We start from the raw sequence: 17,971 nt of genomic DNA on the forward strand, positions 1-17,971 counted from the left end.
TTGCAGCGACCCTTCACGCGAGATCCTCGAGGAATATTCCATGTTAATGATTGTCTGTGGAACTGCAGAAATAAAAAAAAGCCCCACTATGCAGGCTTAGCACGTATTGTACTAAGCCTGTATGTGGAACTTCTATCTTCACCTACAGCTGTTCCTGAACGGAACAGCAAGGACTTGTATTAATACTTATAGATTCAGCGGCGATGCTGATAGGGACGCTTGGCACGCGGTGGGCCGAGTACCTCCGCCCAAATGACTCCCTGCATCACTTCATCAGGTGTAACTGCACGGCTTGAAGAACCCTGCCCCTGTTCGGGTGAAGCAGCTGATGAAGTATGGCGCTTAGAGAATCTGGAAGCTGATCCGGACGAGATCGCCATTCGGTCGATTGCAGCCAGACGCTGCTCTAGCTCCGTCAGACGCGCCTCATCCGAGTCAATGAAATCATACGAGTTATCCGGACTTGAAGCCATCCCTGCTGGCGCTGGACGTTCAGCGCTGGTCGTAAACACAGGCTGACGTTCTGGCTTGCGTTCTACCTCCTCATATTCCTCCTCGCCTGCATCCTCATACCTCTTGTCATCGCTGCTTTTTGCAGCCCCTCCACTAAAATCAGGCATCCGGTTGGTTTTGTCCTTTTTCTTCGAGCCGCCCAGTGAAGAAAAAAGAGCTCCCAAAATAATAATCGCTATTAACGGATTGCTTGTGACGAAATGAATAATCTTCTCAATGATCACCATGGCTCATCGCCTAGCTTTCTGATTTGTTGTCGTGATTATTGTTGGGATTGTTGTCGGATACCTTGCCGATTGTACCGCGCATTTGCGTATCAGCTTCAATGTTTTTCAAATTCATATAATCCATAACACCCAATTTGCCGCCGCGAAGCGCTTCAGCCATAGCAAGGGGCACTTGAGATTCCGACTCAACAACAAGTGCACGCATTTCAACGACGCGTGCCTTCATCTCTTGCTCATGTGCGACTGCCATTGCACGGCGTTCTTCTGCTTTTGCTTGCGCAATGCGCTTATCCGCCTCAGCTTGCTCAGTTTGCAAATGTGCACCGATGTTCTTACCTACATCGACGTCTGCAATATCAATAGACAAGATTTCAAAGGCCGTTCCTGCATCCAAACCTTTGCCGAGTACAGTACGGGAGATAAGATCTGGATTCTCCAGAACGTCTTTATGGGATGCGCTGGAACCTACAGTTGTAACGATACCTTCGCCAACACGCGCGATAATCGTCTCTTCCCCAGCACCACCGACTAGGCGCTCGATGTTCGCACGTACGGTAACGCGCGCACGAACCTTTACTTCAATACCGTCCTTCGCCATAGCGGCAACGATAGGCGTTTCAATAACACGCGGGTTAACACTCATTTGCACCGCCTGCAATACATCGCGTCCTGCAAGATCGATTGCTGCTGCGCGTTCGAATTCAAGATGAATATTCGCACGTTGTGCAGCGATTAACGCATTAACAACACGGTCAACATTACCGCCAGCCAAGTAGTGACTCTCCAATTGGTTAATATTCAGTCCAAGACCGGCCTTAGTAGCTTTAATCATTGGGTTGACGATACGGCTTGGCGTTACACGGCGCAGACGCATAGCGACGAGTGAGATAATCCCGATCTTCACCCCGGATGCAATAGCCGAGATCCAGAGCATTACTGGGAAGAAGCTAAAGAATACACTTAGTGCAATAACAATAACAACCCCTATTAATAGCGCAGTTACCGTAGATGGATCCATATTCAATCATCCTCCAATATTTTGTTATATGTGTGAAGCAAGAGTTAGAACCTATAGTCAAAAATACATAAAGGGGTCAATCTTTGGTCAACGATCGTACGACAATTCGTACGCCCTCCACCTCAACAACCTCAATCTCTTCGTCACGGCTTATAAAACCGCCATCTGTGACGACATCATATTTGATATCTCCAATCAAAGCCGTTCCTGATGGACGCAATGTTGTTAATGCACGCCCTGTCTTCCCGAGCAGCTCTGTATGATTTATATTCGACACGTAACCTTCATCTGTCGTCAAGGAATCGCGGAGAATGAACTTATTCCAAATGCCGCGGTGCTTGAACACACGAACGACAATGATAACCACAACCAGAGCAGCTGCAAAGGCAATGCCAAGCGACATCAGCGCATCTGCAGTATCATTAGCAGCTCGCACGACACCCGTAATCAAGCTTAACGATCCTAGTATACCCAATATGCCGAAGCTTGGGATGAACAACTCCAGTGCTAGCAGTATTAGCCCGATGATAAATAGTACGATGGTCTCCACCCCCGCTAGTCCTGCAATGTAGTGACCGAAGAAATACAAACAAAATCCAGCAATCCCCAGTATTCCTGGGACACCGAAGCCTGGTACAAACAGTTCAATTGCAACACCTGCGATTCCTAGGAACAGGAGCAATGTCGCAATCCCTGGATGAACAACAAAGGCTGCAATTTGTTCTGAGGTAGAAGGCTCAATCTGAACAAGATTTGCTTGATCCAGCTTCAACTGTTTCAACAGATCTGCCGTATTGGAAGCTACATATTCCGCATAGCCAGCTTTGCGCGCATCCTCCGAGCTCAATGACAACACCTCACCCGATGGTATTGTCCGTCCCAGCTCCTTAATTTCGTAAGCGCCTTGCAAATCAGCCATTGCTTGTGCAACGAGCGGATCTCTGCCATTTTTTTGTGCAACGGCTTTCATTTTGCTAACCCACATGGCGACCAGCTTCGGATCATTCACGTAATTATGAGCTCCATCAACCAATGCTGCCGATCCGATTGCACTGCCTGGAGTCATTGCGATCTCATTGGCGCTCAGTGCAAGATAACTGCCTGCCGATGCTGCATTGCCCTCTACGAACATAATCGTACGCACAGGGCTGGAGATAATTCTCTGGCTGATATTGCCCGCAGATTCCAATTGTCCACCCGGTGTGTCCATCTCGATAATAATTGCTTCAGGACTTAGCTGTTCTGCCTCATCAATTGCACGGAACAGGAAGGATTCCATAACTGGATTCACCGTTCCCTTCAGTGGAAGGACAATCACATTGTGTGCCGAACTGCCTTCCGCTTTCACTTGAGCGCTTACAAATGGGATGCAGGAGAACAGGAGCATGATCGCTGTCAAAACTAAGGTGGCTAATCCTAGTGGTTTCCCTCGAAAATACCGCATGGTGAATGACTACCCCCTTTCTTATTCTGTTGTAGACAAATGCGATACGTGCTATTCAAAAAGCTTGCTGACAATTGTGGCATGACTCACATTGTGAAAACAGCCCTTTTGAACACATATAATAATACGTCCTGATCATGCCTTGCGTTTCATCTTTAGATATATAGAAAAAAACACTCCTTATGAATAAGGAGTGTTTTTTATCGTTTCGTCAATAGACGCAAAGAGATCGTTTATTGCAGACATTGTTGCACGACAGAATTGACTAACTTGCCGTCTGCGCGCCCCTTCACCTTTGGCATGAGGGCACCCATAACTTTCCCCATGTCGGCTTTCGAAGAAGCACCGGTCTCTTGGATGGTCTCTTGTACAATCACTTTTATCTCTTCTTCGGAAAGCTGAGCAGGAAGATAAGGCGTCAAGATATCAATTTCCGCCCGAACCCCATCTGCCAAATCGCCTCGACCTGCTTTTTCGAACTCGTGGAGGGCATCTTTCCGCTGTTTGATCTCACGACCTAGAATTTCAAGCACTTCATCGTCATTCAAAGTTCTTCTTTCATCTATCTCAACATTCTTGATCGCCGAACGAACCATTCGGATGGTGGAGAGTTTGAACTTGTCTTGACTTTTCATCGCTTGCTTCATATCTTCGTTCAATCTTTGGCTAAGATCCATTGGTGCGTAATCCTCCTAAAACTTTCTCTTGCGGGCAGCCTCGGACTTCTTCTTGCGCTTAACGCTTGGCTTCTCATAGTGCTTGCGCTTTTTAACTTCAGCCAATACGCCATCCTTCGCGATGGAGCGCTTAAAGCGACGAAGTGCAGCATCGATTGTCTCGTTTTTGCGAACTTTCGTTTCAGACACCAGTTATCCCTCCCTCCGAACAGACCGTCCAAGAACAAAAACACGGTTCATCAAATTACATTATATGTGATTGTAAAACTAGGTGTCAACCATGTGAACAGATTATAACGACATTTCATGGTTGGAAATGTTTGCACAGCGGCATTTTCCCACATGTTTATCTACCACTATATGGCTATAATACGCGATTTATCCAACCAATGCTCCCAGCTGTTCGCCGCCAAGCAAATGATAATGGATATGGAATACCACTTGTCCACTATCCTTGCCGCAGTTGTTAATCAAGCGGTAACCCGATTCTGCAATGCCTAGCTCACGTGCAATTTGCTGAGCAGCGCGATGAATGTCTCCAATTAGGGCGAAATCCTCGCCTTCAGCATCGTTCATTGTTGCAATATGTTTCTTCGGAATCACGAGAATATGTACTGGAGCTTGGGGAGTAATATCGTGAAAGGCTACTACCGTATCATCCTCATACACTTTTTTCGAAGGAATGGAGCCTTCGACAATTTTACAAAAAATACAATCCATCTCTTTTCATTCCTCCCTCATATGTATTCGCTCTGAGCCTGAATTCAGGCTGTATGTCTCTTAATTTGGCGTACCCTTATCATAGCAAAAAAAAGAAACCTGTCCAAGTGATCTATAAAAAGCAATAGCGTTTGTATGCGCACATACCGTACTATGAGGTTGGAATTTATTAAAAAAAGGACAAAAAAAAGAGCACCTCGTACCCCGCAATTGCGGGCAGCGCGTCAGCGCTGTGAGCGTACTGTTGCTGCAAGCATCGCGACTCTGGTTCATTGATCACGACTGTTTGCAGACACAATACGATCACCGAGGTGCAAATAGGAAAATTATTGATGTCGGCTGTCTGTATTATAACAGCCTGTTGAAACTGTTACTGTGAGCTAGTTCACAACTATCTAATTCGTTTCCATTACGATTCGTGACCCTTCTCCTGCTTGTTCTGCCGGTATGACAGCCAGCTTTCTCGCCAAGCGAGCACGCAGCTCCGGAACATGGCTGATTACCCCAACTGACAAGCGATCCGAATGCAGCTTCTCCAGTGCGGTAACAACCGTATCAAGAAGCTCAGGATCGAGTGTCCCGAATCCTTCATCAAGGAAGAAGAACTCGAGAGGGTACTTGCCTCGTAATTGAATCTGAGAGGACAGTGCAAGAGCCAGTGCAAGCGAAGTCAAGAAGGTCTCTCCTCCCGATAGTGTAGATACTGGTCTGCGGATACCTCCATTGCCATCATCGCGGATGACGAAGCCCCCGCCAGAATCCACTTCCAGCGCATAGCGCTGCTTCGTTAATACCTTCAATCGTTCTGACGCAGCGCGGCTAACCTGCATAAGCTGTTCTTCCGCAATAAATTCAACGAAGGCGTTACCGCGGAATACAGCCTGCAGCTGGTGCAATCGGCCCGCATATTCTTCGGTGCGCGAGCGTGCTTCCTCAAGTTCTGTCCAGCGTGCATGCTTGCTACGTAACTGCTCCGCGTCCCGCTCTGCCTTTGCTTTCCGAGCAAGGGCTTCCTCTGCCGCTGCTTCGGCCGCCACTTTCTTCTCGCTGCAAGCGTTCCACTGCTCGTCCGTAACCACTGAAGAACCTATTCGCTCTTGCAATCGATTCAGCTGCGAACTAACATCCCGAACTGCATCGTGATAAGCGAGCAGCGTTTGCTCTAATTGTGAGGTGAGTTCTTCTGTCATCCGAGCGGCATGCACATCTGAAATTTCTGTAAAGGAAGACTTCGACAGCAGATCTTGAAGACGTTGACCGCTCACTTCTACCTGCTCGGCAAGACTCGTCAAGACTTGCGCAGCAAGAGCCGCCTGACGGCCTGCAGCTTCGCTTGCAGCCCGTAACCTTTCAGCCTCGTCCGCTGTTCGCTTAACTCGTTCACGAAGCTCCGCTAGACGAGCTGATGTAGCTGCTGCAAACTCCTCTATGGATTGCTTCTGCAACCATGGCTTCAACCGAGTCTCGTAATCCCCTAGTAGACGGGCAACACCATTACACTCCGCTTGCGCATTGACACGCTCAACCTCAGCAGCTTGACGCTCTTTCGTGTATTGAAGAATTCGTTCTTTCATTTCCTCTATATAAACTGCACTCTTCTCCAGTCGTTCCCGGCAATCGCTCACGACTGCTTCTCTTGCAGTCCATTCCTGCTGCAAAGACGGCATCTGTGCAAATTCCCATTGGAACGCTTTGTAACGAAGATTCCATTCCTCATGCTGCTTGGCCAGAGCCTCTTCTGCTTCCTTCCATGCACGATTGGCGTCACGCAACGCCACATATGAAGATTGGTAGCTAGACGACAATTGCTGCAGCTCCCACTGCTTGCCTGCAGCATCCTTCAGCAGTTGCTCCATAAGGCCTTCCATTGTACGAGCATTCTGGATGAATGACTGCACGTCTTGCTGTAGAGCTGTCAACTGATTCTCCACTGCAGCCAAATCCAATTCTTCAACATCTTTGTACGTATGTGATCCTGCTTGCTCAGATGCTGCTCCTTCGCCGGCTTGCAGCGGCGATTCACCTTCCAACAGCATGTCCTTGTTATCTAAACCGAACGATTGCGCGGCAGCAAGCTCGGTCAAAGAGTCTCTCCACGAAGGATGTTCGCCTCTCAGTTGGTCTTCTTCAGCCACTGCTGACAACTGATCGCGTATCAGTTGCGACGCTCGCTCGGACACTTCCTGCAGACGCTGCATCCAGGTCGAGAACTGTTCACGACTACGAGCTGCTTCAGCGTCCACATCCAGAAGCAATCGGCTCGATATGTTCTTCAGTTGCTCCCATTGCCGCCAGCGCTCGTCTCCATTTGTGGAGTTGACCTTAGCACTCGCATGTACATGGGCGGGGGCTGGATGTTCCTTCGATCCGCATACCGGACAGGACTCATTATTAACCAATGACAATGCTAACTGGACAGCCATTTGCTCCGCTGTTTCCTTCCACTGCTTCTGGCGCTCATCATCCATTGCCGATTCGACCTGTACAAAGAGATGGCTCACTTGCTCGCGAAGCCGTCTCCAGCATGTTCTTGAATGAAGCCCCTCTTCCAGTTTATGCCGAATCGTCCCAGCTGCGGACAACAGCTCTTCAAGCTTATCATTAAGCTTGCGATTGACAGCTTCTGTCTGTGCTTCATGCTTCATTCGATGGTTATTCAACTCATTGGAGCGTCCTTCCATGAACGTGATCTTATCATAGTAAGAGATCGCCTGATGGAAGTGTTCCTGCTCCTCGGCAGTCTTGACATGTGCCGCAAGCGTCGTTCGAAGCTCCTCTTGACGTGCCGCCGCCTTCTTAAGCAGCTGCTCTGATCGTTCAATATCAGACGCTGCAGAGTCATAACGTGCATGGGCACTCTCCAAGCGGAGCTTCCATTCGCCCTCCTCCTTGCGCAGACGCTCGCATTCCTGCTGCAGGCGAACTGCCTCTTGAAGCTGCTCACTCCGACGGAGCAATTCCGGCTCTTCACGCTCTTGAACGTGCTTCGCCTCCTCGGCAGCAGTCACAGCCTTCTGTGCATCCGATGCAGCGATACCCGCTTGTTCTTCACGAGATGCATGCTCTGCCACAGCCATGTTCCGCTTTACAATCAACTGCTCCGCTTCCAAGGCAATAGGTGCAATCCGCTCTGCCTCTCTCGCACGATTCAGCTTCGTTTCCTCTTCAGCGCGCTTCGGCGCCTCATTCTGCAGCTCAGACATTCTTCTCGATATTCGTGCATGCTCCTGTTGAAGCTCACGCTGCTCAGCCATAGCGTGATACTCCTGCTCAGCAGCCTGCTTGGACGCCTTGGCCAGTTCTGCCTGTTCCGCCGCTTCTGTCAATGCCTGTTCTGCACTCGCCAGCGCTTCCTGCGAGGCATCACCCAATCCCTGCTGTTCAGCCGAGTAAGCCATCAGTTCAGCTTCAGCATCCTTGGCACGACGAGATATACGAGCAGACAGCTCATCTCCGTACTTCTCAAGCGAGAAGAGACGCTGAAGCATTTGACGTCTATCACTGCCCTTAAGCGACAAGAACTCTGCGAACTTGCCTTGAGGAAGAACGACTGCTCTTGTGAAGTCATCCATTTTCAATCCAATGTGCTGTTCAACACAGCGAGTTACCTCAGCCAGCTTGTCAGCTAAGACAACCTCGCCTTCAGGCGTAATCTCAACAAACCGACTGACCGAGTTGCTTACTGTAATATCGCCCGTCCGCTTGAACCTGCGCTCTACGCGGAACGCTCTACGCTCCCCAGCACCGTTCAACTCAAATGTAAACGCTACGGACAATTGATTTTCCGCCTGATTCAATATGCCCTGCGTGCCATTCGTAGCTCGCTCTACCTTCCCATACAGTGCGAGCGTCATCGCATCCAAGATCGTAGACTTGCCGCTTCCTGTCGGGCCAAATATACCGAATAAACCTGTCTCGCACAGTGTTCGGAAGTCGAGGCACTGCTCTTCTCGATAGCTTTGCAATCCTGCCAGCTTCAACTCGATTGGCTTCATGCGCCTTCACCTTCCTTCTCCAGCCCATCTTCTCCGATCAATTCCAAGAAGCAGTCCACTAATGCATCATCAGGCTTGGCTCCTCCAGTCTGACGCTCATAGAACCTCCGGAACAGTTCATGTACCGGTAGTTCACTACGGCGTCCTTCTTCAGCCGCAATTCGTTCAATCTCTGGATAAATGGGACGAATATTGACGATACCTTCATGATTTCGACGCAGCTTCTGAATCTGCTCTAACGTCAGTGCTTCTGTAAGATGAATGCAGACATCCAGCCAAGCACCAGCATCCTTGCCCTCCTCAATCCAGCGAAGCGTCTCTTCATACCCACCGCGAACATTCCATTTCATGAGTGGCTTGCCGGAAGAGAGGAATCGCTCCTGAGGAACAGCCTCCTGACCCGGTGCCAAATCCAGCAGAGTGACCGACTTCGCCTGACCCGCCTCTGAGAAGCTGTAGCCGAGCGGCGATCCACTGTAGCGGATAACCCCCGGCCCCTTCACTGCCTGTGGCCGATGTAAATGGCCAAGTGCACTATACTGCGGTGCAGCAGAAGCTCCCATACAAGCGAACACGCTTGGATCAACAGTATAAGCTCCACCCACCTGAATTGGGCGCTCAGAATCACTCTCCAGTCCGCCAAGAACGTACAAATGACTCATAATCAAATTAACGGTAGAAGGTCGAAAATGCATGGCCTGATGAAGCAGCAGCTTCCCTACCTTCGCGCTGTATGCACTGCGCAGCTCATGTTCTTCATTGGAGGCTGTAAGCAGCTCTCCTAATCGCGCCTCAGATGGATAAGGCAGCCCTGCAATAACTGCATCTTCCCCCGTTCTCGCACAATGTATGGTCACTGGCTCCAGACTAGGCTGCCCGATTAGCGTCACGCCAAGCTCATGCACGAGTGGCGCTGATGCCGATAAGCGATCTGGGTGGTCATGATTCCCGGAAATAATTACGACCGGGCGCTTGCCCTGCTGCGACAATCTGGCAGCAGCCTCATAGAACAGCTGCTCTGCCGCTGCCGGTGGGTTAACCGAATCATATACATCCCCTGCGATCAGGATCAGGTCTGCCTGCTCATCATCCGCCAGCTGTATGAACTCTTCGACGAAAGCAGCCTGTTCGTTTAGACGGCTCCTGCCTTCCAGCGTCCGCCCAAAGTGCCAATCCGCTGTATGCAAAATACGCATGGTTGTCTCTCCTTTCTTCCTGCGATTCTTATAGACTATAGTTCACACGCTTGCTTAGCATCGAAAAAGTACAGCACCTTACGGTCGACTGGACGATGCCATATCTGTTCGATTGCACGTGCGTATAAATTCAACTGGAAACGATAATGCTCCGTTAGCGCCTCTAGGCCGCCTCGATGTGCAAGCACCTTATCTGTCTTATAATCGAGCAGCACGAGCTGCCCTTCCCATTCGAACAGGCAGTCTATGACCCCTTGAACAAGTACCGTCTCCTGATCAAGCAAGCCAGATGTGTCTCGTGCCGCGAAGGTCGAAGTTGCGACAAACCGCTCCATCGACGATTTCCCCGACCGATCGTTGTCGAGCGTTGGTTGTTCGCTAGAAACTGGCTCAGCTACCGGCACATCTTCATGAGCAGGGGGCTCCTGAGCGAGATTGCTATTCCCGGAACTGAGATGCAGCTGTCTCGTCAATTCGATCGTATAAGCTTCAGCAGCTGTCAGACCATAGCTGAACGGAAGCTCTCGCTTCACCCATGTTGCCTGCAGCAGTTGACGGCCAACCTCACTCTCGAAAAAGCCAGCTACCGCAGCTTGATCAATCGCTTCCGCTTGCTTGTCCGTCATATATTGATGCTGTACCAAATAAAGCAGAGTATTGCGAACAGTATCTATCGTCACATCCGAATGCAGAGGCATATGCTGCATAAAGAGATGATATAACGTCCCCCGTTCCGTTGGCGTCACCTTGCTGGCCTCCATAAATTTAGGACGGCGCAGATGCAGCGTGAAGCCCTCTTCACTCTGAGGAGAAGATGTAGCGGAGCTATTCCCCCCTGATATCTCCAAGGAATGACCATTGACTATAGTTGTTTCATTTCCAGCCATCGCTCCATTGATCGGCTCATGCTCGTCGGTACGAGGCTCTGAAATCCATTGGTCAGCTGGCCATTCATCCGACGCCGACATCCGTTTCATTTCCGTGACTGAAGTCTTCGCCGGTAGTAAAGTTGCAATCCGATTCGGATCCCGCCAGCGAAGCCGCTCATCCAGCACAGCTTGCCAATCGCTTGACGGCATGTTCTCCTGCACTTCCAACCGTTCCAATGCCTCAAGCACCTGCGCCTTATCCTCATCCAGTTCCACTCCGCCGAGTGCTGTACCAGATGCAAGAACCGCGGCGGACATAATTGACAGTCTCCACTCCGAGCGATCGTCATGCAGGCACTCCCCGTTCCGATTCGGAAGCCCCGCGAATCGGCGCCATTCCGACGCGGACATATGTCGAATAACAGATGGCCCGATCCAATCCATGTAGGAACGTGCCCGTGCCACCATATAATCAGGCAGCAGCAAGGACTCTACATCGAGTGCTTCTCCCCACTCCCGAATTGACTTCTCTGGATCATTGACAGTACCGATTAGAATCATCTTCTCCTTCGGTCTTGTCAAGGCGACGTACAGCACCCGCATCTCCTCAGCAAGCAGTTCCAGTTTCATTTGCCTGCGAATTGCCAAGTTCGGAAGTGTCGGATAAGAAACTCGGAGCTCTTCATCTACGAACTTCGGCCCGAATCCGAGCCGCTTGTGCATCAAGAATGGCGAGTTCAAGTCTTGCTGATTGAATCGCTTCGACAGTCCTGCAACAAAAACAACTGGAAACTCCAGCCCTTTACTCTTATGAATCGTCATAATGCGAACTACATCTTCTTGTTCCCCTAACGCACGAGCAGTTCCCAAGTCTCCTCCTGTATCGCGCATGCGGTCAATAAAGCGTAGGAATCGGAACAGACCGCGAATGGAAGAGGATTCGTATTGACGTGCCCGATCATATAGCGCTCGCAGATTGGCCTGACGCTGCATACCTCCTGGCAAGCCGCCTACCCATTCGTAATACCCCGTCTCTCGGTACAGCCGCCATATGAGCTGCGATAGACTTCCTTGACGTGCCGCCGACCGCCAATGCTCCAGCTTGTACAGAAAGCGATACAGCTTATCCTGCAAGTCAGTGTCGCTTGATACCTCCTGAGCTTCTTGTTCTCCCGCTTCGGTTTGCATCATTTTACACACAGCATCATAGAAAGAAATACCCTTTCCCTGAAGTCGAACTTGTGCCAGCTCTTCTGCCGTAAGTCCGACAATCGGAGAGCGGAGAACCGCCGCCAATGGAATATCCTGCTGCGGATTATCAATAACACGAAGCAAAGAGAGTACAACCTCTACCTCCGTAGCCTGAAAATAGCCCGTATTGAACTCGGCGTAAGCAGGAATGCCTTCCAATCTCAGCTCTTCTACCATGAGCGGTGCCCATGCTTGCGTCGCCCGAAGTAAAATTACAATATCCCGATACGTCGCTGGACGCATTCGCTTCAAATGCTTATCGTACACGAGGAACGGTTCTGTTCCTTCATCCCCGAGCAGCCTGCGGATTTTTGCCGCAATTGCCCGCGCCTCAAGGCGTGCTGTTTCCATTTCAGCAGGATCAAGCGCTTCGACAGCCGCAGCTTCCACATCTGAATCAATATCCTCATTTTCATCGGAGGCCAGCTCACCATCAGAACTTGCACTAGCCTTCTCAATGAGCACCAGTTCGGTTGCATAGTTTTGGCGTTCTGCAAGCTGCTCCATATTCGGCTCGCGCTGAGCAGCACGCAATTCATCGCTGATTTGTTCCAAGGTTGGATAAGTCGCCCCGCAAACGAGCTCAGCAGCTTCATCATATTTCAGCTCAGCTACTCGGTCATTCATGATCTGGCGGAACAGCATATTGACCGCATCTACTACACCCTGTCGGCTGCGGAAATTGCGTGCCAAATCAATGCGTATCCCCTTCTGCTCGGAGCTATCTGAAGAATAAGATTCATATTTGCTCAAGAACAGACCTGGTTCAGCAAGGCGGAAGCGGTAAATACTCTGCTTAACGTCCCCTACCATGAAGCGGTTGCCAGCGCCGGAACGCGTAATCAGATTCACAATCGCTTCTTGAACCATGTTCGTGTCCTGATATTCATCGAGCAGGATCTCAACGTATTGTTCTTCATACTGTCTAGCTGCCTCCGAAGGAATCGTATGCGCTGGTGTCGAGTCTGGATGGCGCAATATTCGAAGGCAATAATGCTCCAAGTCCGAAAAATCCAGCCATCCCTTCTTGCGCTTTGCTTCCTCAAAGCGTTCACCGAATTCAATGACAACATCAGCCAGCGTATGCATGATTGGGGCTATCACGTTCAGTTCCTGTAGAAATTGCTCTGGTGTTCTGCGGAACAATTCGTCCCGCAGCTGCTGCAGCCTCGCTTTTGCTTGGTCGCGAAGACGCTTCACCTGCTCCTGCAGTGATTTATCGTACTTATCTCCCCGGCAAGCAGCCAAACGGCCGAACGCCAATAAGTCAAATGAGGAGAAAAGCCTCTCCCATGGTTCATGTTCAGCGGCCTCAGCCAATGCAGCAGCACCTGACAATTCCTGAATTAGTGCCTCCCGATAGGGCTCAGGGCCTCCAGGAGCGTCCAATAATCGATACGCCTGCCGCAGCAGTTCTACAATTCCATTCAAGGTCAGGCGTGCATCCTGCATAACACTTGTCGTCCAAGGTGACTTGCCCAGTTCTTCCACCGATTGCACCTCGAACGAAGCGGCCATCTCCTTCAGCCATTCATCCGGCCATGGATGACTGCGCGAGAAGTCGAACAACTGCTGCACTAAGCGGAATGCGGCTTCATCGCTGCGTTCCCCGCTGAACCAATCAACCATTCGCTTGAATTCCGAGTGACCGTCCGCATAGCGCTGTTCAAACAATTCCTCCAATACGTCCTGCCGCAGCAGCTCTGTCTCCGTGTCATTTGCTATGCGAAAGGCCGGATCGAGCTGCACCGATTGGAAATGGCGCTGAATAACCTCTAGACAGAAGGAATGCAGTGTCGTGATAGAAGCGCGATTCAATAGCGCCAGTTGACGGCGCAGATGCTCAGAATCAGGCTTCGCCTCCAATTCCCGCTCCAAGGCAAGTCGAATACGCTCTCTCATCTCGGATGCAGCCGCCTTTGTAAAGGTTGCGACAAGCAGCTGGTCGACATGAACGGGGTGTTCTTCATCACTAATCGTCTGAATAATACGCTCCACGAGAACCGCTGTCTTCCCTGATCCAGCAGCAGCTGCGACAAGCACATTTTGTCCCCCGTCAACGACAGCACGCCATTGTTCATCTGTCCAGGTGCTTCCTTCCGGCTTATCTGGCAGCACCCTTACTGTAGGCGATGCCTCTACAGAACGAGACTGTGTCCAATTCAGATTCAGCAGATCGAACTCCAGCTCCTGCTGCCGCTTGCCGCCGAGCGCTTCGTCCCCATTATGATTCTCGTTCTGATTCATTGTCCGCTGCTCCTCCTTCCATCTTCATCCACACTTCGTCCTTCGTCATCCGCGGCAATACATGATAGTCGTTGCCTTCGGTCAACTCATCGAATTGACAAACTGGCTTATAACTGCAAAAATCACATGCCTTCTTCGTCCCAAGGCGATAAGGGTCTATCCGAACATCACCATCTGTAATCCGGGTTCCGATATCTTGGATCACATGACGAGCCGTCCCCCGCAGCATATCCCATTGCTCCGTAGTCGCAACAGATGCATTGCTGTAGAACGACCCATCCGCCTTCACCGCAACCGGGAGAATGTCTGAATACCCTTTTTCAAGCGGCTCATCCATCAAGGACACAACTTCGCGATCCGCCAGGACGAGTCCGCGCATTTTATATTTCTTCATCATTTGCTCATAAGCTTGCTCCACACTCATTCCATTCGCCGCCTGCAACAAAGGATTGTGAACATGGAAATAGAGTGTGCCAGCAGGCAATGCCGACGAGCCGAGCCACAGTTCCGCATACGTAATCAATACATCCAAATAAGTGAGCATTTGCAGCGACAGACCGTAATACACTTCCTGCAGCTTCAAATCTGTCGAACTCGATTTATAGTCAATGACGCGAAGCAGCACGCCGTGGTCACTGTCCGCCTTGTCTACCCGGTCAATCCTCCCGATGATCTCCATCGTACATCCATTGCTTAGAGTAAATCGAAGCGGCGGCAGCGGCTTGTCCGGACCAAAATCCATTTCCAGTCCAATTGGCTCAAACTGACCTCTGCGAGCATGCTCTCCAAGCACGGAAGCAGCACGGCCAACGATTCGCTTCAGCTTGAGCGAGATATGCTCATAACGCTTCGAGCTAAGCAGAATCTCCCCTTGCAATTTTGGGGCAAGCATATCCACGATACGATCTGCTTCTGCTCGACATTCATCCGCCGACAGTGCTGCCCAAGTTCGATTCGAGCTCTGCAAATCTATGGCAAAGCGGCTGAGCGCTGCATGGAACAACTGCCCGATGTCTGGAGCCTCCAATCGATATACCCGACGTTCCTTCAGCTTCAAGCCATGGGAGGCGAAGTGCGAGAACGGACAGGCTACGAAGCGCTCCATGCGAGACACACTGGTTCGCAAGGCAGTACCGTACAAGTGACGGCTTGTGGTCGGAGTAAGTGTCTCTGCTTGATTCCGATACAATAGCGAGCCCATCAGCACCTTCAGCCGATCATGCCATGCTGGCTGCGCGGCGAACCAGCGGTATACATCCCACCATATATTCGCCATTGGTCTTCCTTGGCGCCACTGTCGCAGCTGAACAATCAGGTGTTTCAGCGCAGATTCCGGATAGACAGCGAATTCCGATTGCTCCTCCTCATTCATGAATTCATTCGGCTCAGCCATGACGAGCCGCTCTTGTACACGTGGGAACATGCCGCGTACATGCCGAACCACCTCGGACGGCAGCAATGTCTTCCCTTCTTCATCAGCGAGTGCGTAGCTAATCCACAGACTGTCGCTAGGCGTCGCGAAGGACTGATAAATTAAGAACCGCTCGTCCAGAAGCTTGCGGCGGACGCCAGGCGCGAGCTCCATGCCTATCTGCTGCAGAGTGTCCCGTTCATGCTCCGTAAGCACGCCATCCTCAATCGGACGAGCCGGTATAACGCCATCGTTCACGCCAAGCATATATAAGTGCTTAATTTGGCCGGGTCTTGTCCGATCCATCGAAGCAATGAGCACTTGATCCAGCGCTGGCGGAACAAGCGCCATCTTGATGCTCTCAAATCCGGTATCCAGCATGCCGCCGAACAATTCAATGCTCATCTTCTCTTCGCCGACCATCTCTACCATTTGATCCAATATATCTAAGAGAGCCCCCCATATTTGCCGATGTTCCCGTGATAGTTGAACCTCTCCGTCAAGCAATGCATCTTGGCTCATGCGCTCCAGCTTATGAGGCACACCAAGCGCCATCCAGAACGCATACATAGCCTCGCACATGCCGCGAACGTTCGAGCTCGCCTTCATTGCGCGTGCAAGCTCAGCAATCGGATCGGCAATGATGCTGCGGCATTGCTCCACCCACTCTGGAGCATGTCTTGGCCGTTCAACAGCCTCAGCTTCTTCAGTTGTGCCCTCCGCTGCTCCATCTGCATGATCAGGATCAAGCGACATTTCCGGCATTGCAGGCCATGGACGCTTGCTTGTCCACCTGCCCCCTTCGATGCCGCATGCAAGCACATAGTTCTCCAACTTGTCAAAATGCTCTCTTGTAATCGAACCATCTTCGGACAGCAAAAAATCGGTTTTAACAAACCGAAATACTGCGTCGTATTTCCAATTGCCTATTATGATATCAAGCACCGCTCGCGTCATCTCAACAAATGGATGATGCAGTACTGATTTCTTCTGATCCGTAAAATAGGGAATCCCCGCCTCGGTGAATACCGTATCAATCAGCTCACCATAATGTGCAATGTTCCGCACCATTACCGCCATGTCCCGCCAGCGTACCTGCTCGTTGCGCACACGCCGCAGCATTTCCCCAGCAACCGCTTCAACCTCGGCGCGGCGATGTACTGCCGCCTGCACCGTAACCTCTCGCTTCGTATCGTGATCGGACGCATGGCTATCCTTGCTCTTCACATTAACTTCCGGTTCACGATAGGGCACTTTGCGTTCAAAATGCCGCTCCAGATGAGCAAGCTTCGGAGAAGCTGTATAACGAGGAAGTGGCGCTTCCTTCGAGTCAAGATGCGTTATGCTTCCGATGTCCGCACCAAGCGTATCGGCCATCTCTAACAGCTTCAGCATAGTAGTTGCCGTTGGATGGAACAAATTCAGCTCATGCGGAACTTCGCCAAGCGCATAAGCCTTATCCAAACACAGCGTCACACTTACATTCGGCGCATGGAGAATGAGCGAAGCGAGAACCGCATATTCTTGTGGGGTAAATCCGTGAAACCCGTCAATCCAAATATCAGCGTTCTTCACGTACTCCGATGCTGCAACACCCTCGGACAACCGAGCAAGCACGTCTTCCCCATCCAAGTAACGACCAGCCAATTCCGATTCAAACTCATGCAGGATGCTGGAAATGTCGCGAAGCTTCGCGGATAACAGCGGTTGTCCTGTCATGTGAGCGTCCAAAAAAGCAAGATGCTCCTCAACTTCACTGGACTCTACTCGATACCGCTTCATCTCATCAAAGAGATCGTTAAGCTTCTCGATAAATCCGAATTGTTCTGCTGCACCCGCAAATAAAGGCAAATCTGACTTGCGGCGCTGCAAAATCTTGTAGAGCAGCATCTTCTTGCCCTCTTCATTGATCGCTGTTAGTGCAGTGCCGCCAGCCTCTTGCATGACGCGATACGCAAGTCGCCGGAAGCTTAGTACTTGCGCTCTCAATATGCCAGCGATTCCATCCTCACGAATGAGTGCATGCTCTGCCTGAAAGGTTGCCTGTTCGGGGACTATCCATATAATCGGTGCCCCGTCCGCTTGGCTGCGAAGCTCATCTCGTAAGCTTCTTAACACATGCTCCGTCTTGCCACTGCCGGAACGACCGATGACAAAATGCAACGGCAAAGTGATCCCTCCATTTCCCTAAATGCGATTCATGGCATCTACTTGCCACGATATGATACACTATGATCAAACCAATAATTGGTATATAATTTCGGTTACACCCGATTCTAGCATTAGGTTTCATTATATCATATTTCAAACTAGCGATAGAACACATGTTTGGAAACGATGCCGATATTCGCCATCTGCTTCTTGTGAGTTGCAGTGCATCATGTAACTTCGTAATCGAAGGCG

10 protein-coding genes are annotated in these 17,971 nt (G+C 50.6%); all 10 read right to left on the minus strand.

Going from position 1 to position 17,971, the window contains the following annotated elements; translation table 11 throughout:
- Window positions 1-194: 194 nt before the first annotated feature.
- On the minus strand, window positions 195-740 hold the full coding sequence (locus PBN151_RS10685; protein WP_072728900.1) for a hypothetical protein: 546 nt from the start codon (window positions 738-740) through the stop codon (window positions 195-197).
- A 10-nt stretch (window positions 741-750) separates the two neighbouring features.
- Window positions 751-1,758 carry a flotillin-like protein FloA gene (gene floA / locus PBN151_RS10690; RefSeq protein ID WP_028531291.1) on the minus strand — a complete coding sequence of 336 codons (1,008 nt, stop codon included), beginning with the start codon at window positions 1,756-1,758 and terminating at the stop codon, window positions 751-753.
- Between the two features lie 76 nt (window positions 1,759-1,834).
- Entirely contained in the window at window positions 1,835-3,202 is a 1,368-nt protein-coding gene (locus PBN151_RS31875; RefSeq protein ID WP_072728901.1) for an NfeD family protein, read from the minus strand.
- A gap of 233 nt (window positions 3,203-3,435) precedes the next feature.
- Complete coding sequence (locus PBN151_RS10700; RefSeq protein ID WP_021256807.1) at window positions 3,436-3,879, minus strand: GatB/YqeY domain-containing protein; 444 nt, start codon at window positions 3,877-3,879, stop codon at window positions 3,436-3,438.
- 15 nt (window positions 3,880-3,894) lie between these two features.
- On the minus strand, window positions 3,895-4,068 hold the full coding sequence (gene rpsU / locus PBN151_RS10705; RefSeq protein ID WP_005547957.1) for a 30S ribosomal protein S21: 174 nt from the start codon (window positions 4,066-4,068) through the stop codon (window positions 3,895-3,897).
- Window positions 4,069-4,257: 189 nt separating this feature from the next.
- Window positions 4,258-4,599, minus strand: coding sequence for a histidine triad nucleotide-binding protein (locus PBN151_RS10710; RefSeq protein ID WP_021256808.1), 342 nt, complete (start codon window positions 4,597-4,599; stop codon window positions 4,258-4,260).
- 395 nt (window positions 4,600-4,994) lie between these two features.
- Window positions 4,995-8,594, minus strand: coding sequence for an AAA family ATPase (locus PBN151_RS10715; protein WP_072728902.1), 3,600 nt, complete (start codon window positions 8,592-8,594; stop codon window positions 4,995-4,997).
- Complete coding sequence (locus PBN151_RS10720; protein ID WP_072728903.1) at window positions 8,591-9,790, minus strand: exonuclease SbcCD subunit D; 1,200 nt, start codon at window positions 9,788-9,790, stop codon at window positions 8,591-8,593. Before PBN151_RS10720 ends, PBN151_RS10715 begins: the two co-directional genes overlap by 4 nt.
- 35 nt (window positions 9,791-9,825) lie before the next feature.
- Complete coding sequence (locus PBN151_RS10725; protein ID WP_072728904.1) at window positions 9,826-14,157, minus strand: UvrD-helicase domain-containing protein; 4,332 nt, start codon at window positions 14,155-14,157, stop codon at window positions 9,826-9,828.
- The gene (gene addB / locus PBN151_RS10730; protein WP_072728905.1) at window positions 14,135-17,737 is read right to left on the minus strand and encodes a helicase-exonuclease AddAB subunit AddB; all 3,603 of its coding nucleotides are present in this window, start codon (window positions 17,735-17,737) and stop codon (window positions 14,135-14,137) included. The genes PBN151_RS10725 and addB overlap by 23 nt, the downstream gene beginning before the upstream one ends.
- Window positions 17,738-17,971 lie beyond the last annotated feature (234 nt).

It is taken from the genome of Paenibacillus sp. NAIST15-1, from assembly GCF_001894745.1.
In the GTDB taxonomy this organism is placed as follows: Bacteria; Bacillota; Bacilli; order Paenibacillales; family Paenibacillaceae; genus Paenibacillus_B; species Paenibacillus_B suaedae.

Excerpts from the sequence above, each read along its gene's own strand:
- PBN151_RS10700 (WP_021256807.1), bottom strand. The coding sequence starts at position 3,879 with ATGGATCTTAGCCAAAGATTGAACGAAGATATGAAGCAAGCGATGAAA.
- PBN151_RS10685 (WP_072728900.1), bottom strand. The coding sequence starts at position 740 with ATGGTGATCATTGAGAAGATTATTCATTTCGTCACAAGCAATCCGTTA.
- PBN151_RS10710 (WP_021256808.1), bottom strand. The coding sequence starts at position 4,599 with ATGGATTGTATTTTTTGTAAAATTGTCGAAGGCTCCATTCCTTCGAAA.
- PBN151_RS10725 (WP_072728904.1), bottom strand. The coding sequence starts at position 14,157 with ATGAATCAGAACGAGAATCATAATGGGGACGAAGCGCTCGGCGGCAAG.
- PBN151_RS31875 (WP_072728901.1), bottom strand. The coding sequence starts at position 3,202 with ATGCGGTATTTTCGAGGGAAACCACTAGGATTAGCCACCTTAGTTTTG.
- PBN151_RS10720 (WP_072728903.1), bottom strand. The coding sequence starts at position 9,790 with ATGCGTATTTTGCATACAGCGGATTGGCACTTTGGGCGGACGCTGGAA.
- PBN151_RS10715 (WP_072728902.1), bottom strand. The coding sequence starts at position 8,594 with ATGAAGCCAATCGAGTTGAAGCTGGCAGGATTGCAAAGCTATCGAGAA.
- floA (WP_028531291.1), bottom strand. The coding sequence starts at position 1,758 with ATGGATCCATCTACGGTAACTGCGCTATTAATAGGGGTTGTTATTGTT.